The organism is Streptomyces zinciresistens K42 (genome assembly GCF_000225525.1).
GTDB classification, from domain to species: Bacteria; Actinomycetota; Actinomycetes; order Streptomycetales; family Streptomycetaceae; genus Streptomyces; species Streptomyces zinciresistens.
On record NZ_AGBF01000431.1, the window covers coordinates 1 to 1,610 of the forward strand.

2 protein-coding genes are annotated in these 1,610 nt (G+C 77.5%); both read left to right on the plus strand.

What is annotated here, in order from left to right; translation table 11 throughout:
- Positions 1-877 (plus strand): DUF4139 domain-containing protein (locus SZN_RS37020; RefSeq protein ID WP_007506488.1); only part of this gene is annotated, 877 nt, incomplete at its 5' end.
- Between the two features lie 4 nt (positions 878-881).
- Positions 882-1,610 (plus strand): DUF4140 domain-containing protein (locus tag SZN_RS37025; protein ID WP_007506489.1); only part of this gene is annotated, 729 nt, incomplete at its 3' end.

The window sequence follows — 1,610 nt, forward strand, 5'->3', positions numbered from 1 at the left end:
GGCCTTCCCGCCGCCCGCGGCACCGCCGGTGCCCGCCGGGCCGCCGCAGCCGAGCGGCGCGGAACTCGACTACCCCGCTCTCGTGCTGTGCGGCGCCGACGAACCGGCGGACCGCCGCGGCAGGCTCCTCCCCGGCGCGCCCCACGACCCCGGCGCGGACGAGCACCGGCGCCGCGCCGAGACGGTGTCCGCGCTGCCGCTGCCCGGACACGCCGTGCGGCCCCGCGAGTCGGCCGGTTCCTTCGACCACCGCTACGACGCCGCGGCCCGTGCCGACATCCCCTCCGACGGCACCTGGCACACCGTCACCGTGACCGACATCCCGGTCGGCCTGCGCACCGAGTACGTGTGCGTGCCCTCCGTGGAGCAGACGGTCCACGCCACGCTCGTCCTGTCCAACGCGACCGACCGGGCCCTGCTCGCGGGACCCGTGGAGGTCACGGGCGAGGAGGCGTTCCTGACGACCGCCGCCCTGCCGACGCTCGCGCCCGGCGGCGTCCGCCGGATGGGGCTCGGGCCCGCCGAGGGCATCCGGGTCACCCGCCGCACCGAGCTGCGCGAGTCGACGTCGGGTCTGCGCAACACCACCACCGTGCTGGCCCACCGGGTGCGGGTCGAGCTGGCCAACCGGCTCCCCCGGCCCGTCACCGTCGAGGTGCGCGAGCGGGTCCCGGTGACCTCCGAGCCGGAGGTGCGCGTCGAGGAGCGGGCCGACTGGACCGCCCCCGGGGAGGACGGCGGCCCCGACCGGCACGTCCCGGGCACCCGTGTCTGGCGGGTGGACCTGCCCGCGGGCGGCGAAGCCTCCCTCGACGGCGGCTACGACATCCGCGTCCCCGCGGCCAAGTCCCTCGTCGGCGGAAACCGCAGGAGCTGACACGATGCCCACCGGCACCCGGCCGATCCCCCTGCCCGTCACGGCGGTCACCTGCCTGGAGGACCGCGCGCACATCGAGCGGACCGCGGAACTCGACCTCGCGTCCGGCGTCCGGCGGCTGCGCCTCGGCCCGATCGGCGCCCTCGCCGTCGACCGCACCCTGCACGCCGAACTCCTCGGCGGGCAAGGGGCGTCCGTCCTCGACGCACGGATCGTCCGCACCTGGACGCCGCGCCCGCCCGTGCCGTCCGCGGACGACTCCGCCCCGCGCGCCCGCGTCCGCGCCCTGGAGGAGGAACAGGTCGCGCTCGGCCACGCGCGCGACCGGCTGGACGTCCGCGTCGACATGCTCGGCCGGCTCGCCGTCGATCTGCTGCGGGACATCGCCGAGGACGCCGGGCACGGGGACACGGACGACGCGGACGAGGCCCGCTGGACCCGCGAACTGGACCGCGTCGACGCCGAGCGCGACCGGTACGGCGAGGAACTGCGCGCCGCCGAGGCCCGGTTGGCGGACCTGGCCGGTGAACTGGCGGAGGCCCGGCGGGTTCTCGCCCTCGCCGAGGAGGGGCCGGCCGAACTGGTCGGCCATGTCGAGCTGACCGTGCGGGCCGCGCGGCCCTGCCGGGCGCGGCTGCGGCTGACCCATCTCACCTCCTGCGCCCTGTGGCGGCCGGCCTACCGGGCCGTGCTCGACGGGGACTCGCTGACGCTGGAGACGGACGCGGTGGTC